The 25,407-nt window shown below is 67.1% G+C and carries 18 protein-coding genes; 11 read left to right on the top strand and 7 right to left on the bottom strand.

Features of this window, described 5'->3' with window-relative positions; translation table 11 throughout:
* Nucleotides 1-80: 80 nt before the first annotated feature.
* A complete protein-coding gene (locus ACTWQD_RS03520) occupies nt 81-956 on the top strand; it encodes a hydroxymethylpyrimidine/phosphomethylpyrimidine kinase (protein WP_443194795.1) in 876 nt (291 codons plus the stop codon).
* A gap of 138 nt (nt 957-1,094) precedes the next feature.
* On the opposite strand, the gene ACTWQD_RS03515 is transcribed toward ACTWQD_RS03520, so the two are convergent.
* Nucleotides 1,095-2,369: a serpin family protein gene (locus tag ACTWQD_RS03515; RefSeq protein ID WP_443194794.1), complete on the bottom strand. Its 1,275-nt coding sequence runs from the start codon at nt 2,367-2,369 to the stop codon at nt 1,095-1,097.
* Nucleotides 2,370-2,607: 238 nt separating this feature from the next.
* Entirely contained in the window at nt 2,608-4,356 is a 1,749-nt protein-coding gene (locus ACTWQD_RS03510) for a pyruvate dehydrogenase (RefSeq protein WP_443194793.1), read from the bottom strand.
* Between the two features lie 216 nt (nt 4,357-4,572).
* Here ACTWQD_RS03510 and ACTWQD_RS03505 point away from each other — a divergent pair, with 216 nt between their 5' ends.
* Nucleotides 4,573-5,010 (top strand): hypothetical protein, encoded by a 438-nt coding sequence (locus tag ACTWQD_RS03505; protein ID WP_443194792.1) that lies wholly within the window; start codon nt 4,573-4,575, stop codon nt 5,008-5,010.
* Nucleotides 5,011-5,061: 51 nt separating this feature from the next.
* Here the strand turns inward: ACTWQD_RS03505 and ACTWQD_RS03500 are convergent, their stop codons facing one another.
* Complete coding sequence (locus tag ACTWQD_RS03500; RefSeq protein ID WP_443194791.1) at nt 5,062-6,543, bottom strand: helix-turn-helix domain-containing protein; 1,482 nt, start codon at nt 6,541-6,543, stop codon at nt 5,062-5,064.
* 169 nt (nt 6,544-6,712) lie between these two features.
* On the opposite strand from ACTWQD_RS03500, the gene aceA reads away from it, so the two are divergent.
* Nucleotides 6,713-8,029 carry an isocitrate lyase gene (aceA, locus tag ACTWQD_RS03495; protein WP_443194790.1) on the top strand — a complete coding sequence of 439 codons (1,317 nt, stop codon included), beginning with the start codon at nt 6,713-6,715 and terminating at the stop codon, nt 8,027-8,029.
* 210 nt (nt 8,030-8,239) lie between these two features.
* Nucleotides 8,240-9,904 carry a malate synthase A gene (gene aceB, locus ACTWQD_RS03490; RefSeq protein WP_443194789.1) on the top strand — a complete coding sequence of 555 codons (1,665 nt, stop codon included), beginning with the start codon at nt 8,240-8,242 and terminating at the stop codon, nt 9,902-9,904.
* A gap of 170 nt (nt 9,905-10,074) precedes the next feature.
* Here aceB and ACTWQD_RS03485 read toward each other — a convergent pair whose 3' ends face one another.
* The 3 genes from ACTWQD_RS03485 to ACTWQD_RS03475 form a co-directional block, all read right to left on the bottom strand.
* A complete protein-coding gene (locus ACTWQD_RS03485; RefSeq protein ID WP_443194788.1) occupies nt 10,075-11,265 on the bottom strand; it encodes an MFS transporter in 1,191 nt (396 codons plus the stop codon).
* A 213-nt stretch (nt 11,266-11,478) separates the two neighbouring features.
* Nucleotides 11,479-12,426 (bottom strand): sugar phosphate isomerase/epimerase family protein, encoded by a 948-nt coding sequence (locus ACTWQD_RS03480; protein WP_443194787.1) that lies wholly within the window; start codon nt 12,424-12,426, stop codon nt 11,479-11,481.
* Nucleotides 12,427-12,880: 454 nt separating this feature from the next.
* A complete protein-coding gene (locus ACTWQD_RS03475) occupies nt 12,881-14,089 on the bottom strand; it encodes an ROK family protein (RefSeq protein ID WP_443194786.1) in 1,209 nt (402 codons plus the stop codon).
* Nucleotides 14,090-14,425: 336 nt separating this feature from the next.
* Between ACTWQD_RS03475 and ACTWQD_RS03470 the strand changes: the two genes are divergently transcribed.
* The 7 genes from ACTWQD_RS03470 (at nt 14,426) to ACTWQD_RS03440 (ending at nt 23,897) form a co-directional block, all read left to right on the top strand.
* Nucleotides 14,426-15,646, top strand: a complete 1,221-nt coding sequence (locus ACTWQD_RS03470; RefSeq protein WP_443194785.1) for an inositol-3-phosphate synthase — start codon at nt 14,426-14,428, stop codon at nt 15,644-15,646.
* Nucleotides 15,643-16,524 (top strand): SCO3242 family prenyltransferase, encoded by an 882-nt coding sequence (locus ACTWQD_RS03465; protein WP_443194784.1) that lies wholly within the window; start codon nt 15,643-15,645, stop codon nt 16,522-16,524. Before ACTWQD_RS03470 ends, ACTWQD_RS03465 begins: the two co-directional genes overlap by 4 nt.
* A complete protein-coding gene (locus ACTWQD_RS03460; protein WP_443194783.1) occupies nt 16,521-18,029 on the top strand; it encodes an EboA domain-containing protein in 1,509 nt (502 codons plus the stop codon). The genes ACTWQD_RS03465 and ACTWQD_RS03460 overlap by 4 nt, the downstream gene beginning before the upstream one ends.
* 11 nt (nt 18,030-18,040) lie before the next feature.
* Nucleotides 18,041-18,919 (top strand): TatD family hydrolase, encoded by an 879-nt coding sequence (locus ACTWQD_RS03455; RefSeq protein ID WP_443194782.1) that lies wholly within the window; start codon nt 18,041-18,043, stop codon nt 18,917-18,919.
* On the top strand, nt 18,919-20,043 hold the full coding sequence (gene eboE / locus ACTWQD_RS03450) for a metabolite traffic protein EboE (RefSeq protein ID WP_443194781.1): 1,125 nt from the start codon (nt 18,919-18,921) through the stop codon (nt 20,041-20,043). Before ACTWQD_RS03455 ends, eboE begins: the two co-directional genes overlap by 1 nt.
* A 46-nt stretch (nt 20,044-20,089) precedes the next feature.
* Nucleotides 20,090-21,490, top strand: a complete 1,401-nt coding sequence (locus tag ACTWQD_RS03445) for an alkaline phosphatase family protein (RefSeq protein WP_443194780.1) — start codon at nt 20,090-20,092, stop codon at nt 21,488-21,490.
* Nucleotides 21,491-21,797: 307 nt separating this feature from the next.
* Entirely contained in the window at nt 21,798-23,897 is a 2,100-nt protein-coding gene (locus ACTWQD_RS03440; RefSeq protein ID WP_443194779.1) for a PQQ-dependent sugar dehydrogenase, read from the top strand.
* 128 nt (nt 23,898-24,025) lie between these two features.
* On the opposite strand, the gene ACTWQD_RS03435 is transcribed toward ACTWQD_RS03440, so the two are convergent.
* A complete protein-coding gene (locus ACTWQD_RS03435; protein ID WP_443194778.1) occupies nt 24,026-25,306 on the bottom strand; it encodes an ROK family transcriptional regulator in 1,281 nt (426 codons plus the stop codon).
* Nucleotides 25,307-25,407 lie beyond the last annotated feature (101 nt).

The raw sequence follows: 25,407 nt of genomic DNA, 5'->3' as shown, positions 1-25,407 counted from the left end.
TGACCCGGAACACTCGGGTTTTGGTCATATTGGTCATACGCACAATGCGGCCGGTTTTCCGGGAGTGGCAGGATGGGACCATGACCTCCACCGCCTCTGACTCCGCCGCCCTGGCGGCCACCGTTCCCGCTGGCGACGCTCCCGCCGTCGCCCTCACCATCGCCGGCTCCGAAGCGACCGGCGGCGCCGGCGCGCAGGCCGATCTGAAGACCTTCCAGGAACTCGGCGTGTTCGGCATCGCCAACCTGACCTGCATCGTGTCCTTCGATCCGAAGGACAACTGGAACCACCGCTTTGTCCCGGTCGACCCGGAAGTCATCGCGCACCAGCTGGAGGCGACGACGGCGGCCTACGGCGCCGCGTCCGGCGCGCCGTCCGTTCTGGACACCGTGAAGATCGGGATGCTGGGCAGCCCCGCGACCATTTCGACGGTGGCGACGACTCTGGCCGCGTCCGCTTTCAAGAACGTGGTGCTGGATCCGGTGCTGATCTGCAAGGGCCAGGAACCTGGCCACGCCCTCGACACGGACCAGGCACTCAAGGGGCAGATCCTGCCGCTGGCCACGTTTGTCACACCGAACCACTTCGAGGCGGAATCCCTCTCCGGACTGGAAATCACCGACCTTGAATCGCTCAAGGCCGCTGCGGTCCGGATCCACGAGCTCAGCGGCGCCGCGGTGCTCGCCAAGGGCGGCGTGCGCCTGGCCGGGCCGGACGCCGTCGACGTTTACTACGACGGCGAGACGCTGGAGGTCCTGTCCGCCCCGAAGGTGGGCGACGTGGCGGTATCGGGCGCCGGCTGCTCGCTGGCCGCTGCCGTGACGGCCGAGCTGGCCAAGGGTTCCACCCCGCTTGAGGCGGCACGGACGGCCAAGGAGTTTGTCACTGCGGGCATCCGGAACCGGGTGGCCTCGGGGGCGCCGTTCGACGCGCTCTGGCAGGGCGGCCCGCGCTAACCCTCCCCCCACCCCACGCTCCCTCAGGTCTGGCGGAAAAACCGGAGACGCTCCCCAACGTCTGGCCGAAATACCGAAGACGCTCCCCCAGGTGCTGAGGCATCGTTAGGTTTTCCCTGCAGAATCCGGGGGAGCGTCTCAAGATGAGCGGGGATCGGACACCCTGCCCATAAAAAGGGGCAGTCCTGTCTCGGCATGGATGATTTCGTACTGGAACGGCCGGTCGAAATGGATCACCGTCGTCGCCGCCACGCCGCTGACGGCCCGCGCGTTGATCTGGGTTACGGCGGCGGCAACCGTGCCCTTCTCCGCCACGGTGATCTTGGCGGATTGTGCTGCCGACTGGATCCTAAGGCCGGTTTGAATCGAATTAAAGTCCGTCCCGGTATTGAGCATTTCCTGCAGCCCAAGTTCGGTGAAGACTTTGCGCAGGTCAAAGCCGCTCCCCTGCTCCCACTTCGGCAACATGATTTGCACGGGGGCCGGGGCGGCGGTTTCGAGCGCGAGAGCAGCGTCGGTGAGGTCCTGCGCGCCCGGCCTCAGAGCCCCGGCGTCCGGCAGCACGAGCCGCATCACAAATCCCTCGGCATAGGGCAGGTCGACGGCCCGCCATCCGGCACCCTCGGCGAAGGCAAGGTCCTGGACCCCCGACATTGTGGGGACGGAGACCTGCCCGCCGTCGGACGTCGTGAAGGGCAGTTCGGCGGTGTCGGCCGGGTCGAAGGGGGCCTTCCAGGCCGAGGCGAAATACACCGCATTCAGCACGCTGAACGTGTCCCTGCCGTCGTACTGCGCGGGCGCCTTCTTGATCTGTCCCCCGGTGTTCTTGTTCGCCCAGGCGTCGATCGCCGGTTTCGTGGCGGCCTCATCCTGGAAGTCCACCGGGTATACACCGGCCCCGTAATGCCGGGCCAAGGACTGCAGATAGCCCTCCCCGGTGGGTTCGCCCTTGTCCACGAACAGGGCGTTTGCCGTGTGCAGGACCGGCCGGCGCGGAGGGTCCTTTTCATCCACCGAGCCGGGGTCGCCGTCGAAGGCCTCCAGGGATGCCAGCAGGGCGTTCACGGCTTCGTCGCGGCGCTCCGTAGGGAAGCCCAGTACGCTGTCCATCTCGGCAGCAGTGCCCCCGGATGCCCCTGCCCGGAGCATGGCCAGGGCAATCAGCAGGCTGCCCGGGGACGAAACCACATTTTCGTTTCCGGCGTCCCCGCCGTCAGCCAGAAGTGCAGCCCCCAGCTTCCGCGCCGACGCCCGGAGCTGGGCCAGCTCACCCGGATAGGCGGCCCGATCCGCCGATACGCGTTCCACGCCGTCGGCCTTCACCATCGCCGGCGGGGTGGCGGAACAGGACGTCAAAACCAGCGCAAGGGCACCCGCCGCGGCAACCAGCCGCGCTGTGGTCTTCTGTTTCATAGCGTCCCCAAGGCCGGCATATGAGTGGGAAGGCGGGGCTCCCGCTTGGGGCCAGTCAATCATTAGCCTCCGGAGAAAAGCGACCACGCCCGGGTCACGATTTGACGCCGTTTTGGTACAGGGGTGCAGCGCGGGTAGCGACCGAAGTCGCCGAAAACGCGCGAGTTCGCCGGAAGCTACCGGCGATCTCGCACGCTTCCGGCGAAGTCAGACGTATTCGGCCTCGGCGAAGGGCGCGTTACGGCCGCGGGATGTAGCGCAGGTTGCTCCGGGCCATGCTGACGGCCTCGCCGGCGCCCCGGTTGAGGACCACTTTGGACATGGCCGTGGCGAAGCCCAGGACCTGCGCGCCTTTGATCTTCGGCGGCAGGGACAGCGCCTTGGGGTCGGTGATGAGCTCCACGAGGGAGGGTCCGGGGTGGGCGAAGGCTTCGCGGTACGCGGCCTCGATGCGGGAGGGGTCGGTGACGCGGACGGCGTGGAATCCCAGGGCCCGGGCAACCGCGGCGTAGTTGGCGTCGGGGACGTCCACGCCGAAGTCGGGGAGCCCGTCCACCAGCATCTCCAGCTTGACCATGCCCAGGGTGGAGTTGTTGAACACCACCACGTTGACCGGGAGCCGGTGTGCCGCGACTGTAATGAGCTCCCCCAGCAGCATGGACAGGCCGCCGTCGCCCGAGACCGACACCACCTGGCGCCCCGGGTAGGCCAACTGGGCGCCGATCGCGTGGGGCAGGGCGTTGGCCATGGACCCGTGCAGGTACGAGCCGATCAGCCGGCGGGTGCCCAGCGGGTTGATGTACCGCGCGGTCCACACGTTGCACATGCCCGTGTCCGCGGTAAAGACCGCGTCCTTGGCCGCGACCTGGTCCAGCACCGAGGCGGCAAATTCAGGGTGGATCGGCTCCTTGGTTTCCACCTTGCGGGTGTAGGCGCCGACGGCCTTGTTCATCAGTCGGTCATGCTTCTTGAGCATCGCATCGAGGAAGCGGCGGCTCTTCTTTGGCCGGATCAAGGGCATCAGGGCAGCCAGGGTGGGCAGCACGTCCCCATGGACCGCAACGTCGACGTCGGTCCGCCGGCCCAGGTTCTGCGCCGCCCGGTCCACCTGCGCCGTGCGGGTTCCGGGCAGGAACTGGTCGTACGGGAAGTCCGTACCGAGCAGGATCAGCAGGTCCGCGTCCTCGATGCCCTCGGCCGCGGCGCCGTAGCCCAGCAGCCCCGTCATGCCGATGTCGTAGGGGTTGTCGTACTGCATAAAGTCCTTGCCGCGGAGGGAATGCCCGATCGGGGCGTTCACGGCTTCCGCCAGGGCGATCACCTCGTCATGGGCGCCCTCGACGCCGGCCCCGGCAAAGATCGCCACTTTGTCCGCAGCGTTGATGGCGTCGGCCAGTTCCCGAACGCTGGCGGGGTCCGGCACCAGCGCCGCCGGGCGGAACGCCGCGGCGGCGGGGGTTGGTGCTGCCGCTTCGAGGTCGGCGATGTCGCCGGGCAGGGTCACGACGGCGACGCCCCGCAGCCCGACGGCGTGCTGGATTGCGCTGTGCATGACCCTCGGGGCTTGTTCCGCGGTGCTGATCAGCTCGGAGTAGACCGAGCACTCATTGAACAGGCGGTCCGGGTGGGTTTCCTGGAAGAAGCTGCTGCCGATTTGTTTGCTGGGAATGTGCGAGGCGATGGCCAGCACCGGGGCGCCGGAGCGGTTGGCGTCGTAGAGTCCGTTGATCAGGTGCAGGTTGCCGGGGCCGCAGGATCCGGCGCAGACCGCAAGACGCCCGGTCAGCTGCGCCTCCGCCGCGGCCGCGAACGCGGCGGCCTCCTCGTGCCGGACGTGGATCCAGTCGATTCCGCCCTTCGCCGCGCCGCCAGTCTTCCGGACGGCGTCCACGATCGGGTTCAGGCTGTCGCCGACAATCCCGTAGATGCGCTGCACGCCGGCAGCCTGGAGTTGTTCGATGAGCTGGGTTGCAAGTTCCTTGGCCATGGGTGCACGCTCCCGCGAGGTGGATCGATGAGCTGTCACTGGCCAATATAGTCCGCTGCCTCCGCGCGGGTTCCAGGGGTGATTGGTGACGGCGTTCTACAGGTTGCCGTTGGGGCCCATTTTCCACATACGGCTGGCCCACCATTGAGGCCCGGTGTTCCCACTCGTAGCGTTCTTGGTAGGCAGTCCGCCTCACTTCCACCGTAAGGATCGATTGTGGCTAACAAATCCCGGCGCCGTCCGGCACGTCGAAGCTCTGGAGGGCACCAGGCCGGGAAACCAGCCGGCAGTCCAGGTGCCCGAGCGTTGTGCCGGGACCAGGCGCTGGGTTCCCTGATCGCATTTATGACGTGGCATCGCGAGCGCGGAACATTGCCGGAACCTATCGTGCTGGTGCAGTTGTCCACATTCTTACCGATTTATACCAATGCCTCCGGCGGCCAGGTAACCGCCATGGACCCCGTACGCATAGCCAAGTTCGTCGAGGCGTTGGATGAGAGTGATGACGGCCTTGCACCGCTTTTCTGCGCTTCCCTTCATGAGTTTCTACATTTTCTGAGGGAAACGGGCCGCTGGTCCGGGAGCGAAGTACGCTATCGGAATTTACATCGCGTCCTGTCACCCCGGATACCCCTGGAAAATGCTGAGCCGTAGGGCGTGCGAGCCGGCGACGGGTAAAAGGTAGCGTCGTGGACGGGGTTGCAATCAGTTGCCGGAGTGTGCCTGCAGGAAGGAGTAGACCTCGGTCTCGTCCACGCCGGGGAAGGCGCCGGGCGGCATCGCAGCCAGCAGGTGCGAGTGCGCCCGGGCCGACGGCCAGGCATTCCCGGCCCACTCGGACGTCAGGGCGGCCGGGGGCCTGCGGCAGCAGTTCTCATCCGGGCAGGTGGACTTGGAGCGCTCCGTGGTGTCGCGGCCGCGGAACCACTTCACCTGCGCATAGGGCACCCCCACCGACAGCGAGAACTCGCCATTGGCGGACCGTTCGGTCCGGGCCGTGCACCAGTAGGTGCCGGCGGGTGTGTCCGTGTACTGGTTGTAGGCGCTGAACTTGTCCGGCACGTCGAACACCACCCGGGACGTCCAGTTCTTGCAGGACGGCTGGCCCTCGATGGCGCCCGTGTGGTCCTGCGGGAACGTCACGCCGTCGTTCTCGTAGGCCTTGTAGATGATTCCGCTCTTGTGCGTTTTCTGAAAGTGCGTGCGCAGGTCCAGGTGCTGGGTGGCGAGGTTGGTGAAGCGGTGCGCGGCGGTCTCGTAGGACACCGCGAACGCGTCCCGGATGTCCTCCACGGCGATCTCCTTCGCCTGCTTGGCCTTCTGGAGAAAGTCCACCGTTGCCTGTTCCGGGAGCAGGAGCGCGGCAGCGAAGTAGTTGGTCGCCACGCGCTGCATCAGGAAATCCCCGTAGTTCGTGGGGGTCTGGTGGCCCAGAACGTAGTGACCCAGCGCCTGCAGCAGCACCGACCGGGGGTCGTGGTCGCTGCGCGCATTCTGTGTGAGGTAAATCCGGCGGTTCTTCAGGTCCGTCACCGAGCGGGTGGAATGCGGCAGGTCGCCCACGTGGTGGAGGCTGAACCCGAGGTGCTCTGCGATGTCCGCGATGACGTGATGGGACAGCGGGCCGGACGTGTGCCCCACGGAGGCGAGGACCTTCTGCGCCTCTGCCTCGTACTCCGGGAAGTAGTTGTTCCGCTCGCGCATCATGGCGCGCAGCTCGCCGTTGGCGCGGCGGGCCTCTTCCGGCGTCGCAACCTGCTCGTTCAGGCGGCGTTCCAGCTCGTGCTGCAGCCCCACCATTGACTCGAGCACATCCATCGGCAGGCGCGAGCTGATGCGGATCTTGGGCAGGTTGAGGGACTCGTAAAGGGGGCTGCGCTGGTAGCGTTCCAGCTCGATTTCGAGGGCTGCCCTGCGGTTGGGCGGCTCCGCGCCGAGCAGTTCGTCAATGCTGACGCCCAACGCCGCCGCGAGCTGCTGGAGCAGGCCGAGTTTCGGCTCGCGCTTGCCGTTCTCGATCAGGCTCAGCTGGCTGGGGGCCGTACCCACCGTGGCGCTCAGGTCATCGAGCGTCAGCCCGGCGGCCTTCCGGAGGTGGCGGACGCGGCGGCCCATGCTGATGACGTCCACCTCGGGCGTAACGGACGACGGCGACGAGACGGGGCGGTTCCAGCTGGCGGGATGCATTTTTTGAGAATACGCGAAGAAGTGCGTTTCTTTCTAGACTTTTGGTCTAGAAAGCCCTTGGAAAGTGCAGAAAAGTAGTTCTCACGGAAAGAGTTACACAGCTCCGGATCATCCGTCGGACCGCAGAGCAGCGGCCCCGCCGGCCCGGACCCCCACCAAGGAGACAAAGATGACTGCAGCATTTGAGCCCACCCAGCAGACGCCCGAAGAGCAGGCCGCCGCCCTGGAGCTCGAGTGGTCCGCCAACCCGCGCTGGGAAGGTGTCACCCGCGACTACAAGGCGTCCGACGTCGTCCGCCTCCGCGGCCGCGTCTCCGAGGAGCACACCCTGGCCCGCCGCGGCTCCGAGAAGCTGTGGAAGCAGCTGACTGAAGAGCACCAGGAAGGCAAGTACACCAACGCCCTCGGCGCCCTCACCGGCAACCAGGCCGTGCAGCAGGTCAAAGCCGGCCTTCGCGCCATCTACCTTTCCGGCTGGCAGGTCGCCGCCGACGCCAACAACTCCGGCCACACCTACCCGGACCAGTCCCTGTACCCGGCCAACTCGGTGCCCACCGTGGTCCGCCGCATCAACAACGCCCTGCTCCGCGCCGACCAGATTGAGTTCTCAGAGGGCGTGCAGACCGTGGAGGACTGGATGGTCCCGATCGTCGCCGACGCCGAGGCCGGCTTCGGCGGCCCGCTCAACGCCTACGAACTGATGAAGTCCATGATCCAGGCCGGCGCCTCGGGCGTGCACTGGGAGGACCAGCTCGCTTCGGAGAAGAAGTGCGGCCACCTCGGCGGCAAGGTCCTGATCCCCACCCAGCAGCACATCCGCACCCTGAACGCCGCCCGGCTGGCAGCCGACGTCGCCGGCACGCCGTCCGTCATCATCGCCCGCACCGACGCCGAGGCAGCAACCCTGATCACCTCCGACGTCGACGAGCGGGACCAGGAATTCATCACCGGCGAGCGCACGGCGGAGGGCTTCTACAAGGTCCGCAACGGAATCGAACCCTGCATCGCCCGCGCCAAGGCCTATGCCCCGTACTCCGACCTCATCTGGATGGAAACGGGCACCCCGGACCTGGAACTGGCCCGCAAGTTCGCCGAATCCGTCAAGGCCGACTTCCCGGACCAGATGCTCTCCTACAACTGCTCCCCCTCGTTCAACTGGAAGAAGCACCTCGACGACGCCACGATCGCCAAGTTCCAGCGCGAGCTCGGCGCCATGGGCTTCACCTTCCAGTTCATCACCCTGGCCGGCTTCCACGCCCTGAACTACTCGATGTTCGACCTCGCCCACGGTTACGCCCGTGAAGGCATGAGCGCCTACGTCGAGCTCCAGGAAAAGGAATTCGCCTCCGAGTCCCGCGGCTACACCGCAACCAAGCACCAGCGCGAAGTCGGCACCGGCTACTTCGACGACATCGCCACCGCGCTCAACCCGAACGCATCCACCCTCGCCTTGGTCGGATCGACCGAAGAGGGCCAGTTCCACTAACGCTTACGACGGCGGCGCTTGCGTCCGGCCTTCGGTCCGGCATTGCTCTGCCTGCTATTCCCCGTGGCCGGCTTCTTACCTCGCTGAGCGAGGACGAAGCCGGCCACAGGGCCCCTTTTACGCAGGCTGCCGCAATACCGGCACCTTCGGCCTCGTGCGTACGTCACCAACCGCCGTCGAACTTCCTTCTTGCTTTGAGGAGCAAATGAAATGAACAGCTTCACTGACAACTTCACCATCAATGGAATTACATTGACCGCCCAGCCGATCTGCCGGCAGGGCGAGGTTCTTACTCCGGACGCGCTGGCGTTTGTTGCCAAGCTGCACAAGGCGACGGCGGGACGCCGGCTGGAGCTGCTGCAGGCCCGCCGGGACCGTCGCCAGCAGATCGGCAAGGGCCAGGACCCGCGGTTCCTCCGCGAGACCGAGTCCGTCCGAAACGACCCCAACTGGCGGGTTGCTCCCCCGGCCCCGGGCCTCACGGACCGCCGCGTCGAGATCACCGGCCCGGTGGACAAGAAAATGACCATCAACGCGCTGAACTCCGGCGCCAAGGTGTGGCTCGCTGACATGGAGGACTCGTCCACCCCGTCGTGGCGCAACGTCATCCAGGGCCAGCTCAACCTGACCGACGCGCTGGAGCGCCGGATCGACTTCACGTCGCCGGAGGGCAAGGAATACAAGCTCCGCGCCGCCGAGGAACTGCCCACGATCGTGGTCCGTCCCCGCGGCTGGCACCTGCCGGAAAAGCACATGCTCATTGACGGCACCCCGATCGCCGGCGGCATCGTGGACTTCGGCCTGTACTTCTTCCACAACGCCCGCCGCCTGATCGCCCAGGGCAAGGGCCCGTACTTCTACCTGCCGAAGATCGAGAACCACCTCGAAGCCCGGCTGTGGAACGACATCTTCATCCTCGCCCAGGACCTGCTGGGCATCCCGCAGGGCACCATCCGCGCCACCGTCTTGATCGAGACCATCACCGCCGCCTTCGAGATGGAGGAGATCCTCTACGAACTGCGGGACCACGCCGCGGGCCTGAACGCCGGCCGATGGGACTACATCTTCTCCCTCATCAAGAACTTCCGCACCCGCGGCCCCCGCTTCGTGCTGCCGGACCGCAGCCAGGTCACCATGACCCAGCCGTTCATGCGCGCCTACACCGAACAGCTGGTCCGCGCCTGCCACAAGCGCGGCGCGATGGCGATCGGCGGCATGGCGGCAGCTGTTCCCAACCGCAAGGACGCGGAAGCCAACGCCATCGCCCTCGAGAAGGTCCGCGCAGACAAGACCCGCGAGGCGAACGACGGCTTCGACGGTTCGTGGGTGGCGCACCCGGACCTGGTCCCCGTGTGTCGCGAGGTGTTCGACGGCGTCCTCGGCGACCGCCCGAACCAGCTGGACCGCCTCCGCGACGACGTCACCCCGGATGACCGTGCACTGATCGACATCGCCGCCACCACCGGCACCATCACTGAACAGGGCATCCGGAACAACATCGAGGTCGGCATCCGCTACATCGAGTCCTGGCTCCGCGGCAACGGCGCTGTTGCCATCCACAACCTCATGGAGGACGCCGCCACCGCCGAGATCTCCCGCTCGCAGCTGTGGCAGTGGATCTTCTCCCGGGCCATCACGGACCAGGGCGACGTGGTCACCCGCGAGTGGGTGGAGGACATGCTGGACGAGGAGTTCGCCAGGCTGGAACGCTTCGAAGGCGACCGCTTCGCCGACGCGCGGGACATCTTCGAGGAAGTGACGCTGACGGCGGCGTTCCCGGCGTTCCTGACCCTGCCGGCCTACGACCGGTTCCTGCACGAGGCCCGGGACGGAGCTGACGCCCCCAGCGAGGACCCCGCACTGGTCCCGGCCTAAGGGCAGGGAGGCGCAGAATTCCGTTTGCTGGGCTGCCGGGCCCTTCGCAACAGGCACCCCGAGATCCGGGGCGGCGGCCCAGCGACGGAAAACCTGACAACGACGTCGAGGTGACAGCTAATGCCCATGTTCGCAACGGACATGGGCATTATCTGTCACCTCGACGTCGTTCAGTGCGGTTTGGGGACGTGCCGCAGCGAGAAGGCGGTGCCCAGGATGAACAGGGCCACCGAGCCGAGCACCATCAGCAGCGGTCCGGTCCAGGAGCCGGTGGCACCGTTGGCGTAGCCCAGCAGGGTCGGGGCGAGGGCACCGAAGGAGTAGCCCACCCCCTGCACGACAGCGGACATCCGCCCCGCCGATGCCTGGTCCCGGGCCAGCCGGATGATGGCGATGAAGATCAGGGTGATGCCGCCGCCCTGGGCGACACCTCCGAACGAGGACCACAGCCACCACAGCTCCGGCGCCAGCAGCAGGCCCAGCGGAACCGTCAGCCACAGCAGACCGAGGGTGAGCCCCACCGCCGTCGTACTGGCGAAGCGGGCCGCAAACGGGACGCCCAGTCCGCCCACGATGGCGAGGATCTGGAACAGCGAGGACCCTGCGCCGGCTTGGGCGGCCGTCATGTCGAGTTCGTCGGCGAGGATGCTGGGCAGCCAGGCGGTTACCCCGTAGTAGGAGAACGCCTGCCCGGCGAAGCCTGCGGTCAGCGCGACGGTGATCCAGCGGGACGCCGGCTTGGCACCGGTGCGGGCGGGCTCGGAGCCCGGGACCGGAGCGGGCCGGAACGCGCGGCCGCCGAAGGCCAGCACCCAGACCGCCAGGGCCGCGACGGCGAAAAGACCGCAGGCGGCCAGGGCCAGCCGCCAGCCGAGCAGGTCGGCCAGCGGCACCATGACCATGGCGGTAACAAATGAACCGATGTTCAGGGCAGCCGTGTAGATGCCCATCGCCGTGCCCTGCCGGGCCGGGGCAAAGTCCCGGCGGATGATCAGCGGCACCACGATGTTTCCGATGGTGATCGCCACGCCCAGAATGACGGTGCCCAGCATGACGACGGCGCCGTTGCCCGCCGAGCGGACCATCACGCCCAGCAGCACGCCCAGCAGGGTGAGGGTGATGGCGACTTCCGCGCCCAGCTTGCGGCCGGCCAGGGAGGCCAGCGGCGAAGCCAGGGCAAAGCACAGCACCGGGATGCCGGTGAGGAAGCCCAGTTCCACCGGGGAGAAGCCGAGCTCCTGCTGCATCAGCCCGACCACCGGCGCCACGGCCACGAACGGGCCGCGCATGTTCAGGGCAATGAGCCCGATCGCCGCCAGCAGGATCCAGCTGCGGGGCACCTTCGCCAGGATGGTGTTCACGGGTGCCGCGGCTCGGCCGGACGGAAATATGCTTTCATCAGTCCCATTGCTATCACGCGCCCCCGCGGGCGCCGCCCATTGTGACCGGCAGGGCGCCCTGTCACGGCGGGGCGCGGGAGGACATGCCCGCGGCAACGGGTGGATAACGAAAGCCGGGCCTGCGCCCCAAATGCAGGCAGGCCCGGCTTTCGCTGCGGCTTTGAGCCGCGCCCGCTAGAAGCGGAGCGTCCGGAGGTAGTTGTAGCCCACGCTCGCCGTCTGGAGCGGAGTGACGTCCGGCTGGTCGTTTTCGACGATGAACTCCTTCGGGGTGTGGGCCCGGAAGATGCGTGCGAAGTCGATGGTTCCGGTTCCAAGGTCGGCGAAGTCGCCCGCCACGGCCCGGTCCTTCACGTGGTACTGCAAGACCTTCTGCGGAGCCTGGAGGATGGTGTCGATGGCGAACTGGACGGGGTCCGCCGCACCCACGCCGACGCCGCCGGTCACGGCCCAGTAGAGGTCAACCTCGAGGTGGACCAGTTTGGGATCGAGACGGCTGGTGAAGATGTCCCAGGGGGTCAGGCCGCCGCCGAGGTCGGTGGTGAACTCGTGTGCGTGGTTGTGGTAGCCGTACTTCAGGCCGGACTCACGGGCAACCGCGGCCTCCGCGTTCATCTGGTCGGCCCAGCGGCGCCAGTCGTCCGCAGAGCTGGACACCAGGTACGGCACGTTGATGTGGGTCTGGCCGAGAGTCACGGCATTGGCAAGCTTCGTCTCCAGCGCGGCCGGAGTGGCGCTGATGCCGTCATGGCTGGACGAGGGCCTGATGCCCAGCGAATCAAGGGTGGAGCGCATGGCCTCGGCGGTGCGGCCGTAAAGCCCGGCGAGCTCAACTTTGGTGTAGCCGTAGTCGGCAAGGCTCGCAAGCGTCGCGTCCACACCGTCGCCCCGCATGATCGAACGAAGCGTGTACAGCTGGATGCTGATGAGTCCGGGGGGAACCGGCCGGCCCGCCGCCGCCGAGGCCGCCGGTGCGGCCACCGCAGCTGCAGCTCCGCCGAAGCCGGCGAGGCCGACACCCACGCCTGCCGCCATGGCCCCCCGCAGGAAGCCGCGCCGGTCGACGCCCTTCTCTTCCAATGAACGACGAAGGGCGCCTGGGGCATTGAATCCGAAGCACATATGTTTGCCTTTCCTGGCAGTGAATGCGTTCCACCACCGGCTTTGGCGGGGAAGCATGCGAAGCTGCAATGCAGCAGGTTGATTACGGGGCCCGCGCCTGAGACTGACCCGGGCCAGGCGGCATTGCCGCCTCGGTTGGTTGCGTCACCCACAGCGTCCTCGCCGTGCGTTTCGCGCTCCACCGTTGCCGTCGCAAGTATCAGACGCGATGGGTTAGGGAACCCATGGCTAGGGTGGTGGTGCCCCCTGCAGCCGGGATGGTTTCCCTGATTTCAAGCGCTTTTGTCACGCCTGATACCCAAGCCGGAAGTGATGTTGACTTCCGGCTTGGCCGGTCGTCGGCGCCCCCAAATTGGAAGGAGCCGCCGGGACCGGGCCTTGGCATTGAGACTAAACCGGGCTTTTGTTGCCTGTCAAGCAAAAGTCGACGGATGGTGAGGAGAACGTCCGCACCCTACCCGGCTGCCCCTCCGGACAAGCCCAGAACCATCGCGTCGATCCGCTGCGGTGACATGGCGTGGTGAATGGCCAGCATGCTGGCGCCCAGCACACCCGCGTCGAGCCCCGAGCTGGATTGGACGATCTGCAGATGCTGGGTGGCCAGGGGAATGGTGCGGGAGTAGACCACCTCGCGGATGCCCGCAATGAAGTGCTCTCCCGTCAGGGCCATGGAGCCGCCGATAATGATGACGGACGGGTTGATCAGGCTGACGCAGGCCGAGAGGACCTCGCCCACATCCCTGCCGGCCTGGCGCACGGCATGTACGGCTTCCGTGCTGCCGGCGCCCACCAGCCGCACAACATCCTCGCTGGTGCTGGCCTCCAGCCCAAGAGCACGCAGCTTCGCCGCGACAGCCGGCCCCGAGGCAACAGCCTCAAGGCAGTCCTTGTTTCCGCAGTGGCAGGGAACACCCTTGCCGTCATGCACCCTGATATGCCCGATGTCCCCGGCAACCCCGTCCGCGCCCCGCTGCAGCATGCCGCTGGAGACAATGCCGGAGCCAATACCCGTGGCCACCTTGACGAAAATCAGGTTGTCGACATTTGGCCATGCAACATTGCGCTCCCCCAGCGCCATGATGTTGACGTCGTTGTCCACGAGGACGGGGACGTGGAAGTGCGCCTGCAGGTAACCCGGGACGTCGAAGCCGTTCCAGCCGGGCATGATCGGGGGATTGATGGGCCGGCCGGTCCTGTGTTCCACAGGGCCCGGCAGGCCAATGCCGATGGCCAGAAGGTCGGTGATAGCCCGTCCGGAGTCGCGGAGCAGTTCGCTGCCCAGCTCCACGACGGCCTCAAGGACCACATCCGGCCCGCGCGTCACCTCGATGGTCCGCGCAGCCTCGCGCAGGCGGTGGCCGGTGAGGTCCGTGACCGCCACCCGCAGGTGGGAGGCTCCAATGTCCACGCCTAGGACAACCTTGCTGCCGGCCTTCAACGCGATACGCGAAGAGGGGCGCCCGCCGGTCGAGACGGCGTCGTCCACGAAGCCGACCAGGCCGAGTTCCATGAGCGCCTCAATACGCAGCGTAATGGTGGAGCGGGCCAGCCCCATCTGCTCCGCGAGCTCAGTGCGGGTACGCGGGCGCCCGTCCCGCAGGATCTGGAACAGCTCGCTCGCTCCGGACGTGCCCAGGCCATTAAAGCTACTTATGTCACTCATCGACTAATTACAGCACACCTTTCGACAAAACAAACGCCCGAACTGTCCGGTGGTGCTGGCGGGCGGACCCGGCCGCCATACCCCGGAGTGGCCGCAGGAGCCGGGTCCCTTAAGGCCCGTGACGCGCAGAACTGCGCATTCTCCCGCCCTAAAGAGTGACGTCCAAAGCGCGGATATATCGACCAAGGCTGGACATTCGTTGTTTGCCGCCATTAGTCGTGTTACGTTCTTTGTGATCGACGTCTCTCCGGCATCCGCCCCCCTGGGGCGTGAACGGCGGGGTTCGGCCAGATGCACCATCACTTCAAGGAGGAAGCTTTGATCAGGACACCGGGCGTGACCGCGAGCGCAGAACAGACCCAGCGGGCCTACGGCAAGACGGGCATCTGGCTCGTCGGCGCGCGAGGGTCGGTGGCGACCACGGCCACGGCCGGGCTGGCCGCTATCTCCGCCGGCCTCGCGACCGCCACAGGGTGCGTCACTGAAGAGGAACAGTTCGGCGGCGTGGAGCTTCCCGACTTCACCGACCTGGTGGTGGGCGGCCATGACATCAGCGATGTCTGCATGGCAAAACGTGCTGAGGCCCTCGTGGGAGCGGGGATGCTGCCGCCCCACCTGCTCGAATCCGTCCGGCACCAGCTCGTGGAGACCGACCAGCGCGTGCGGCCCGGCTACAACCCTGCGCAGCAGACGGAGTCGCAGGCCCAGGTGGCGCGCAGGCTCGCTACGGACATCACGGATTTCAAGCACACCTACGGTCTGGAACGCGTCATTGTCCTTGATGTCGCCTCCACCGAGGCCCCCGTCGAGCCGGTCCCTGAGTTCACGGACGAGGAGCTGCTGCTCGCTGCGCTGGAAGACCCGGCCCGCGCGGTCCTTCCGCCCAGTTCGGTCAGCGCCTACGCCGCCGTCCTGGCCGGCTCTCCGTATGTGTGCTTCACACCCTCCACCGCCCTCAACATTCCTGCGCTGCGTGAACTGGCAGCCCGGCACCGGGTTCCCACTGCGGGCCAGGACGGCAAAACCGGCCAGACCTGGCTGCGGTCCGTCCTGGCACCGGCCTTCGCCGCCCGCGGGCTGCGGGTCCTGTCATGGGCCGGAACCAACCTTCTGGGCGGCGGCGATGGAGCCACGCTCGCTGACCCGCGCGCCGTCGCCGGGAAACTGCAGTCCAAGAACCGCGGGCTTCAGGAGCTGACCGGCGGTGCCGTGACTCCGCTGCACATTGACAACGTCCAGGACCTCGGCGAAACGAAAGTGGCCTGGGACCACATCAACGTTGAAGGCTTCCTCGGGTCGCGCCTCACCCTGCAGACCACCTGGAGCGCCTACGACTCCATGCTGGCGGCGCCCATGGTGCTGGACCTCGCCCGGCTGATGGCCCTGGCCCACGCCTCGGGCGAGGAGGGCCACGTCAGCGCACTCGGGTTCTTCTTCAAGGATCCGTGGGGCAGTGACGAGCACTCGTTTGCCGGCCAGACCCGCGACCTGGTGGAGTGGGCCACGAACGCGAGCGCTGCCCTGCCCGGTGCCGCCGAGAGCCTCGACCGGCAGTGAACCCCGTCAACGACTACCTCGAACTGGTCCGCGCGCCCGCTGTCCTCACCGTCCTCGGCGACACACTGGTGGGCGGGGCCGCCGCCGGGCAGGTGCTCAGCGGCCGCCGGATGGTCCTTCCCCTCGCAAGCGCCTGCCTTTATGCAGGCGGCATGGCCCTGAACGACTACGCCGACCGCGGGAACGACGCGCGCGAACGGCCCGAACGGCCCATCCCCTCCGGCAGGATCAGCGCCCGCAACGCCCTCGCCGCGGCGGCTGTCCTCACCCTGGCCGGGCTTGGCCTCAGTGCCGCAGGCGGAGGCCGGCGGGCCCTCGCAGTCGGCGTTCCGCTCGCCGGGTCAATCTGGATCTACGACCTGCTGGCCAAGAACCACCCGGTCTCGGGTGCCCTCACCATGGGTTCCTGCCGCGCCCTCGACGTCCTGATGGGCGCCGGATCCGGACACCTTCGGCCGGCGCTCGCCGCTGCGGGCATCATGGGTGGGCACACGGTGGCTGTCACCTTCCTCTCACGCGGGGAAGTCGACGGAACGACGACGGCGACTGCTTCCGGAGCCGCCGCCGGCACCGGGCTGCTGGCCGCCGCCGTGGTGGCCGGCTCCCCCGGCCCCCGCAACCAGGTCCTGGCGGTGCTCGCCGCCAGTGCCGCCTACGCTGCCCGCTGCGCCCCGGCCCAGGTCCGGGCCGCCCGCGACCCTGCGGCGAAAAATGCCCTTCAAGCCACGAAAGCAGGCATCCGGGCCATGATCCCCCTGCAGACAGCACTCACGCTGCGCCAAGGAAACGTGGCGGCCGCCGGAGTGCTTGCGGCGGTGGATCTGCTCGGCAAAGTCCTGCGTTCCCGACCCCGGAGTTCGAGGATCAGCGAGTCATGACAGCCATCCCATCGGCAGCAGAACCCACAATGCCGTTCAGCCTTGGTTACGGTACCAACGGCTTCGCCGACCATCCCCTCCCCACCGCGCTCGAACTGCTCGCCGAGCAGGGCTACAGCGCTGTCGCCCTGACCCTGGGCCATCCGCACCTGGATCCCTTCGCCGAGGACCTGGACGCGCAGCTGGAGTCGCTGCGCGGCCTGCTTGACCGGCTCGGACTCCGCATCGTCATTGAAACGGGCACCCGGTTCCTGCTCGACCCGCGGCACAAGCACCGGCCTGCCCTCGTGGATGAGGAAGCGACAGTCCGTGTTGCCTTCCTGCGCCGCGCGGTGGATATCGCCGCGGTGCTGCAGGCCGAATGCGTCTCCTTCTTTTCCGGCGTGCTCCCGGAGGACACCACCCCGGAAGCGGGCTGGCAGCGGATGACCACCCGGGTCGCGGACATCGCCGGCTACGCACGCGGCAAAGGCGTCGTTGTCGCCGTCGAGCCGGAACCGGGCATGCTGGTCGAAACCGTCTCCGACGTGCTGCGGCTGCGGGCCGAGCTGGGCAATCCCGACAACCTGCGGGTGACCGTGGACATCGGCCACTGCGTGGTGGTCGAGCCGGGCGGTGTCCGGGGAGCGCTGATGCAGGCAGGACCACTGCTGGCCAACGTCCAGCTGGACGACATGCGCCCCCATGCCCACGAGCACCTGCCGTTTGGCGAAGGCACCGTCGACCTGCCACTCGCACTCGCCACCCTGGCCGAGCTGGGCTACCGCGGAGTGGCCGCCGTCGAGCTGCCGCGCCACTCCCACGACGCCCCGGGACTGGCGGCGCGCAGCATGGACGCCCTCCGCGCCGGCTGGCTCGCAGCGGAGACCACCGTGGCTTCCGAACGCTGGGTGCAGGAGAGCGCAGCGGCGATCGCGGCCGGCACCGGCGCCCTGAGCAGCATCTTCGCCGGGGCAGGCCGCCGCCTGGGCCGCAGCCCACTCCGTCCCGACGCCGATCCCAGCGGCGTCCTGTTCGGCACCATAAGTGACCAGGCCCGGGGCCGGCTGATCGGCCGGCTCGGGGAGTTCCTCCCGCCCGATGAACTGGCCGAAGCCCTCTCCGCGCTCTATGACGGCGGCGACTCGGCAGAACGCCGGGGCGTGCTCCGGGGACTGGGCGCGCTGGCCACGGGGTCTCCCGCGCTGCCTGCCGCCGTCGTCAGCGCCGGAATGCGCCTGACGGCGGAGGCGCTGCGGACCAATGAAAGCGGCATCGTCGCGGCGGCCGTCGGCCCGTTCGCGGCAGCCCATGTGGACCAGCACAGCTGGCGCCACGCCGTGCTGAAGCTGGTGTTCATGGGCATCAGCCTCAGCGCCGTCACTGACCTGACGGAGCGGGCCGATGACGAACTTGCCCGGATGGCGCACGACTTCGCCGCGGAACGTTCCGCCGCCGGGCGTCCCGTCCCGGAGGAACTCCAGCTGCTCCTGCAGTCCCCTTCCAGCTTTTGCATCTCTTCGTAAGGAAACCAGTTATGCGCATTTTCGATCCGCACATCCACATGACAAGCCGGACCACCAATGACTACGAGGCCCTTTACGCCAACGGAGTGCGTGCCCTCGTGGAACCAGCGTTCTGGATGGGCCAGCCCCGCACCAACGTCGGATCCTTCATCGACTACTTCGACTCCCTGCTGGGCTGGGAGCGGTTCCGCGCCGCCCAGTTCGGCATCCGGCATCACGCGACGATCGCCCTGAACCCCAAGGAGGCGAACGATCCCCGGTGCGTCCCCGTGCTGGATGAGATCCCCCGCTACCTCATGAAGGAGGGCGTCGTGGCCATCGGCGAGATCGGCTACGACTCCATGACCCCCGCCGAGGACGAGGCCTTCAGCCGCCAGCTGCAGCTCGCCCTCGAGTATTCGCTGCCGGTGATGGTGCACACCCCGCACAGGGAGAAGCTTGCCGGCACCCAGAGGACGCTGGATGTGGTCCGTGAATCAGGCGTCACACCGGGCATGGTGGTTGTGGACCACCTGAATGAGACGAACGTGGAGATGGTGAAGGACGCCGGAGCCTGGATGGGCTTCTCGATCTACCCGGACACCAAGATGGATGAGCAGCGGATGGTCGCGATCCTGGCCAAGTACGGAACGGAAAGGGTCCTCGTCAACTCCGCGGCGGACTGGGGCAGGTCGGACCCCCTGAAAACGGTCAGCACGGGGAACGCAATGCTCGCCGCCGGCTTTACGGCGGACGACGTCGACCAGGTGCTCTGGCGCAATCCTGTCGAGTTCTACGGCCAGAGCGGCCAGCTGATCCTGGATCCGATTCCCGGGTTCGATGCTGCGGAGCTGCCGGACGCTGCGGCCGGCTTCGAAGGCAACTCCGTCCTGCGGGGGGCGCGCGTTTAATGCTTCTTTCCTACTGCACCAATGTCCACCCTGCTGAAGATCTCGACGGCGTGATCCGGCAACTTCGCGACTACGCGGGCCCGATCCGCCGCACCGCTGGCCTGGCCACCCTCGGCGTCGGACTGTGGCTGCCTGCCGGCCTGGCCCGCCAACTGGCCAGCAGCGTGCAGGACCGCACCGCCCTCCGCAGCGTACTCGAGGCTGAAGGGCTGCAGCTGCACACCATCAACGCCTTCCCCTACGGCGGTTTCCACAACGAGGTGGTCAAACTCGACGTGTACAAGCCGACCTGGGCCGAGCGTGAGCGGCTGGAGTACACGCTGGACTGCGCGGAGGTGCTGGCCGCGTTTCTGCCCGAGGGCACCACAGGCTCGATCTCGACCCTGCCCCTCGCCTGGCGGGAGCCATGGACGCAGGACGACGACGACGCCGCCACTGCCGCGTTTGCCGAATTGAGCTCCCGCCTCAGTGGACTGCGGGAGCGCACGGGAAAGACCGTCCGGGTCGCGGTCGAGCCGGAGCCGGGCTGCGTGCTCGATACGGTCGCCGACGTCGTCGGCTGGCTGGGGGCCCGGATCGAACGGGGCATCGATCCGGAATTCGTCGGCCTGTGCGTGGACACCTGCCACCTGGCCGTTTCCTTTGCGGACCCGGCCGGTGCGGTCAGCCAGATCGCCGCAGCAGGCCTGCGGATAGTCAAGGTCCAGGCCTCGGCCGCCCTGCACGTTCCGGATCCTGCCGACCCGGCAGCCCGGTCTGCCCTGGCGGCGTTCGTCGAACCGCGGTATCTCCACCAGGTGCGGGAGTCGCAGCCGGAGCGGATTGTTGCCGCCGACGATCTCGCTGAAGCCCTCACTGAGCTGCCCGGGGAAAACGCGTGGCGGGTCCACTTCCACATCCCGCTCCATCATGTGCCCTCGGCCCCGCTGGAGACCACCGTGGACGTGCTCCGGCAGACCGTCGCCGAAGTCGGCCGGCTGCCCTACGCGTCCGAGGTGCACCTCGACATCGAGACCTATACCTGGAGCGTGCTGCCGGGCGCCACGGTCGGAATTACCGACGGGATTGCAGCGGAGATCGCGTGGGCGCAGTCGAATCTGTTCGCCGCCGCATCCGCTCCCTGAGAACGCGCATGCCGCACGCCACCGCCATTCGACGCAAGGACAATCCGTGAAACCCGTACTGCTGCTAAACGTTGTTGGCCTGACCGCCAAGGCCCTGAGCCGGATGCCCCGCCTGTCGCAGCTGGCGGCGCAGGGGTGGTCCTCGGAACTGGCAACCGTGCTGCCCGCGGTGACCTGCACCGTTCAGTCCACCATGCTCACGGGGCTGTCCCCGGCCCAGCACGGGATCGTGGGCAACGGCTGGTACTTCCGGGAGCTGGGGGACGTCTACCTGTGGCGCCAGCACAACAGGCTGGTCAGCGGCGAGAACATCTGGGAGGCCGCCCGCCGGCAGCATCCAGGCTACCGGGCCGGAAACATCTGCTGGTGGTATGCCATGGGGATGTCCACAGACCTCACGGTCACCCCCCGGCCGATCTATCACGCGGACGGGCGCAAATCGCCCGATGCCTATGTGCGGCCGGCGGAACTGCACGATGAACTTGTCTCCAGTTTCGGAGATTTCCCGCTCTTCCAATACTGGGGCCCCACGGCAACCATCCGGTCGAGCGAGTGGATCGTCGATTCCACCCGGCACATCATGCGGACCCAGTCGCCGAACCTGCTGATGGCCTACCTGCCCCACCTGGACTACGACCTGCAGCGGTTCGGCCCTGACTCCCCTCAGGCTGACCGCGCGGCTGCCGAGCTCGACCGCACCCTGGCGCCGCTGCTGGACGAAGCCGCCGCCCGGGGCTATGCGGTGATCGCGGTGGCCGAATACGGGATCGAAGCTGCGCGCACCCCCGTGGACATCAACCGCGTCCTGCGCCGGGAAGGCCTGCTTGAGGTCTACGTCCAGGATGGAAGCGAGCAACTCGATCCCTGGACGTCACGGGCGTTTGCCGTCGCAGACCACCAGGTGGCCCATGTTTACGTTTCAAACCCGGAGGACGTTGACCGGGTGGCGGCACTTCTGCGCGGTACTGACGGGGTGGACGAGGTCCTCGACCGGGAGGCGCAGGGCCGCTACGGCCTCGACCACGAGAGGTCCGGGGAGCTCGTAGTGATAGCCGAGCCGGGCGCCTGGTTCACCTACTACTTCTGGCTCGACGACGACCTGGCGCCCGAGTACGCCCGCGGCGTCGATATCCACCGGAAGCCCGGCTACGACCCCGCCGAGCTCTTCTTCAACCCGGCGGACAAGCTCGCCAAGGCCAAAGCGGGGCTCAACCTGGTCAAAAAGAAGCTGGGCCTGCGGTACGCCATGAGCACTGTTCCGCTTGATCCGACCCATGTCCGGGGCACCCATGGACGGCTTCCTGATTCCGCGGATGGCACACCCCTGATCATCGGCTCGGAAACCCGGATTCCCTCCTCGGTGGAGTCCCTGCTGAGTGCCGGCCGGCAGGTCCCGGCAGCTGCAGTAAAGGAACTCGTGCTTCAAACGCAGGGAATCGCTAGCTAAGACTTTAGCTTTGCAAACAACAAACTTCCTTTTCAAGCAATTTATTACAAGGGCGCCTTTCTGCTGCCCTTCGAAACATACAAGACCGGGAAAATCCTGAATTTGTTTTTTGAAACCACTAGGCATTTCCGGTCCCTTGAACTAGCGTCTTAGGTGACCTGAGTCCGGCTGGTCCGGGTCCTCAATGACGAGCAGAAAGTAAACGATGACTGTTAATCGACACGGGATAGCGGAAGCTCCCCGGCATCGTACCGATGCCACCGGTTTCACAAAGAGGCGTACAGCCCGGGCGGGCGCAGGCCTGGCCATGGCTGCGCTGATCGCGACGTCCTTCGCCGCCGCCCCGGCGCAGGCCCAGCAGGGCGGCTCCGGTCCCGAGGTAGCTCCGCCCGACACCAGCTTCCAGAAGGTCACGCTCAACGACGGCCCGGGCGAGCCCGTGGACCTCGCGGTGCTGCCCAACAACGACGTGCTGCACACCACCCGCGGCGGCGAAGTCTGGCTCAACGACGCAGACACCGGCCTCAACACCCTGGCCGCAACACTGGACGTCTACCAGCACGACGAAGAGGGCCTGCAGAGCATCGCCCTCGACCCCAAGTTCGGCACCAAGGGCAACAACTGGATCTACCTGTACTACTCACCGCCGCAGGGCACCCCCGTGGATGATCCCGCCACCACCGGCGTCAACGAAGGCGATGCGCCCTTCAGCGGCACCCCGGCCGACTTCGAGAAGTTCAAGGGCACCCTCAAGCTTTCGCGCTTCCAGTTCGACGGTTCCACCATCGACCTCGCCAGTGAGCAGGAGGTCATCGAGGTCCCCGTTGACCGCGGCATCTGCTGCCACGTCGGCGGCGACATCGTCTTCGACGCCGACGGCAACCTGTACCTCTCCACCGGCGATGACACCAACCCGTTCCAGTCGGGCGGCTTCACCCCCATCGACGAACGCCCCACCAGCAACCCCGCGCTTGATGCACAGCGCACCTCCGCCAACACCAACGACCTGCGCGGCAAGGTCCTGCGCATTACGCCCAAGGACGGCGGCGGCTACACCATCCCCGCCGGCAACCTGTTCCAGCCCGGCACCGCGCAGACCCGGCCGGAGATCTACGTGATGGGCCTGCGCAACCCGTTCCGGATTGAACTCAGCCGGAGCACGGGCGATCTCTACATCGCCGATTACTCCCCTGACGCACGCACGGCCAACCCCCTGCGCGGTCCGGCAGGCACCGGCAAGTGGGCCGTGGTGAACGAGCCCTCCAACTACGGCTGGCCCTACTGCGCCACCGCTGAGCTGCCGTACGTCGACTACGACTTCGCCACCGGCGCCTCCGGGGAAGAGTTCGACTGCGCCGCCCCCGTGAACGAGTCGCCCAACAACACCGGCCTGCGTGAGCTGCCCCCGGTTGCCCAGCCCGAGGTGTGGTACTCCTACGGCCTCTCATCCGAGTTCCCGGAGCTTGAAACCGGTGGAATCGGCCCCATGGCCGGCCCTGCCTACGAGTTCAACGAGAAGGCAACCAAGGGCAAGGCACCCGTTGCCTGGCCGTCCTACTACAACGGCAAGTCCTTCTTCTACGAATGGACCCGCGACTACATCAAGGGCATGACAGTTCAGAACGGCGAACTCGCCTCGATCGAGAACGTCGTCGACTCCCTGGTGGTGGATAACCCCATCGACATGGAGTTCGGACCCAACGGCGCCCTCTACGTCCTCGAATACGGTGACGGCTACTTTGGCGAGAACCCTGATGCGCAGCTTTCCCGGATCGACTTCATCGGCGCGGGCGGCAACCACAGCCCCGTCGCCGTGGCCTCCGGCACCCCCACTGCGGGAGCATCGCCGCTGACCGTGCAGTTCTCCAGCGAAGGCACCGCCGACGCCGACGGCGACAAGGTCCGCTACGAATGGGACTTCAACTCCGACGGCGTCGTTGACTCCGAGGAAGCCAACCCTGCCTGGACCTACGAGGAAATCGGAACCTACACCGCGAGCCTGAAGGTCACGGACCTCGGCGGCAAGCACCGTGGGCGCCACTCCTCAGCCGAGGTCGCCATTGAGGTGGGCAACCAGGCCCCCGTCGTCGAGTTCATCACCCCGGTCACAGGCCAGCCGTTCACCTTCGGTGACACTGTCAGCTTCGAGGTCCGCGTCACGGATGACCAGCCTGTGGACTGCTCGCTGGTCCAGGTGACCTACATCCTTGGCCACCACACCCACGGACACCCGCAGACCACCACCTCGGGCTGCACCGGTACCATCACCACCACCGTCCCGGAGGGACATGACCCCGCCGTCGACGATCTTTCAGCCGTCTTCAGCGCCAGCTACACCGACGCCGGTGACGCCGTGTCGGCTCCGCTGACCGGAACCGCTGAGGTGGTGCTTGCAGTAGCCAACTGATGCTCCGCGGAGCAGACGGAACCTCACCCTGAGGGCCCACAGGCCCAACGAATCGGACCCTGTTCCAGCCAAAGGCTGGAACAGGGTCCGATGTTCGTTCCGCAGCAGCCAACGGTCCGGCGACGGTCCTAGGCGGGCTGGCCCGGCGCGCCGTCGTCGGGGTCCGCCGGGCGGAGGAACCCGGCGGGATCCCGGAGCAGGGGCTCGAAGGCGAGCTCCGCCGCACCTACCAAAATGGGATCTTCGCCAAGGGGCGCCAGCTCAATGGTCACGTTCTCCCAGGGCCCGCGTCTTCCGGAGGTGCGCAGCGCCTCGCTGAGGGCCCCCGGGGATGCGCGGACGAGAATGCGCAGGAATCCGCCCAGCACAATCAGGGAGGGGTTGAGCAGGTTGACCGTGCTTTTCAGCCCGATCGCCAGCAGCTGGATCTGCCGGTCGATGACCGCACGCACCTGGGCGGAAGCCGAGTCGTCCTGCAGTTTTGCCAGCACGGCCTCTTCGAGGTTTTCCGTTTCGCCGGCCGGGAGCCCGACGGCGGCGATCAGCTCTTCCCGGGTGACCTCGGCCTCCAGGCACCCGGTGGAACCGCACGTGCATTGCGTGCCGCCAGAGCGCACGTGGGTGTGCCCCAGCTGCCCGGCAAACCCGGTGGCTCCACGGACGAGGCGGCCTCCGCTGATGACGCCTCCGCCGATGCCGCTCGCTCCGCCGTAGAGGTAGACCAGGTCCGGAACATCGCGGCCGGCACCGAAGGTGGCCTGGGCCCGCGCGCCAACAACGGCGTCGTTGGCGGCAATGACCGGCAGGTTCAGGGCGTCGCTGAGGAGGGCTGCGAGCGGCTCGTCGCGCCAGCCAAGGTGCGGCGCGTCGATGACGGTGCCGTCCACGGGATCCACCAGCCCCGGCACAGCGAGCCCCACCCCCATAATCCGGTGCCGGGCGGGCAGCGACGTGCGCATTCCCGTGTAGATCGCGGTCACAATGTTCACCACTTCCGCCACCGACGGCGCACGGACGGTATGGAAGCGGACGGGATTCACAATGTGGCCGCCCAGGGACACCAGCGCCACGCTGACGACGTCGATATCCGGGTTAACCGACAGGGCCAGGGCGCCCGGACTGGGTTCAATCATGATGCTGGGACGGCCATGCTGCTGCGCCTGGTCGAGGTCGCTCTCCACCACAAGGCCCAGCTGGGCGAGTTCATGGACCAGCGCGGCAATGGTCGATCGGTTGAGTCCGGTGGCGCGGGTGAGCTGAGCGCGGGAGACGCCGGCCATGGAATGCACCAGGCCCAGCACGGTGGAGAGGTTGTGCTGCCGGGTGGAATCGCGGTTGTTTCCCAGGTTGGTACCGGCGACGCTGCGCCGCACGCGGTCATCCTGAAGCGCCGACGTTTTGCCTTCCACCCCGGTTCAGGTCCTTCCTCGCAGATCGCCTCCGTGCCGGATTTGTCCTCTCATGATAGCGGCACGACGGGCAGGATCCGGAGCCTGGAACTGCTCCGGTG

The organism is Pseudarthrobacter sp. 1C304 (genome assembly GCF_052245515.1).
Lineage (GTDB): Bacteria > Actinomycetota > Actinomycetes > Actinomycetales > Micrococcaceae > Arthrobacter.
The sequence above is the reverse complement of the archived record's forward strand: the minus strand, read 5'-3'. Positions and strand labels throughout refer to the sequence as shown.

Coding starts and splice junctions, on each gene's coding strand:
- ACTWQD_RS03520 (WP_443194795.1), top strand. CDS start 81: ATGACCTCCACCGCCTCTGACTCCGCCGCCCTGGCGGCCACCGTTCCC.
- ACTWQD_RS03515 (WP_443194794.1), bottom strand. CDS start 2,369: ATGAAACAGAAGACCACAGCGCGGCTGGTTGCCGCGGCGGGTGCCCTT.
- ACTWQD_RS03510 (WP_443194793.1), bottom strand. CDS start 4,356: ATGGCCAAGGAACTTGCAACCCAGCTCATCGAACAACTCCAGGCTGCC.
- ACTWQD_RS03500 (WP_443194791.1), bottom strand. CDS start 6,543: ATGCATCCCGCCAGCTGGAACCGCCCCGTCTCGTCGCCGTCGTCCGTT.
- aceA (WP_443194790.1), top strand. CDS start 6,713: ATGACTGCAGCATTTGAGCCCACCCAGCAGACGCCCGAAGAGCAGGCC.
- aceB (WP_443194789.1), top strand. CDS start 8,240: ATGAACAGCTTCACTGACAACTTCACCATCAATGGAATTACATTGACC.
- ACTWQD_RS03480 (WP_443194787.1), bottom strand. CDS start 12,426: ATGTGCTTCGGATTCAATGCCCCAGGCGCCCTTCGTCGTTCATTGGAA.
- ACTWQD_RS03475 (WP_443194786.1), bottom strand. CDS start 14,089: ATGAGTGACATAAGTAGCTTTAATGGCCTGGGCACGTCCGGAGCGAGC.
- ACTWQD_RS03460 (WP_443194783.1), top strand. CDS start 16,521: ATGACAGCCATCCCATCGGCAGCAGAACCCACAATGCCGTTCAGCCTT.
- ACTWQD_RS03455 (WP_443194782.1), top strand. CDS start 18,041: ATGCGCATTTTCGATCCGCACATCCACATGACAAGCCGGACCACCAAT.
- eboE (WP_443194781.1), top strand. CDS start 18,919: ATGCTTCTTTCCTACTGCACCAATGTCCACCCTGCTGAAGATCTCGAC.
- ACTWQD_RS03440 (WP_443194779.1), top strand. CDS start 21,798: ATGGCTGCGCTGATCGCGACGTCCTTCGCCGCCGCCCCGGCGCAGGCC.